The following is a 221-nucleotide window of genomic DNA, read 5'->3' on the forward strand; positions in this document are numbered from 1 at the left end:
CGGCAGGTGACGGCGTCGGCGCCGTTGAGCACCCGCGCCTGCAGGGCGGCGTTAACCGGCGCCGGGGTGTGGCCGTATTCGCCTTTCAGGATACCGGCGGTCTCCTTCGCAATGGTTTTGTAGCGCTCGCCGCCCAGCACGTTGAGCACCGCCTGGGTGCCGACAATCTGCGAGGTCGGGGTCACCAGCGGGATGAAGCCGAGGTCCTCGCGCACGCGGGG

The 221-nt window shown here is 69.7% G+C and carries 1 pseudogene; it reads right to left on the reverse strand.

Annotated features, from left to right (window positions below):
* Positions 1 to 221 (reverse strand): annotated as a pseudogene (locus PGQ95_RS26485) (sodium-extruding oxaloacetate decarboxylase subunit alpha); the annotation flags it as partial.

It is taken from the genome of Klebsiella sp. 141240 (assembly GCF_050600805.1).
GTDB lineage: Bacteria > Pseudomonadota > Gammaproteobacteria > Enterobacterales > Enterobacteriaceae > Klebsiella > Klebsiella aerogenes.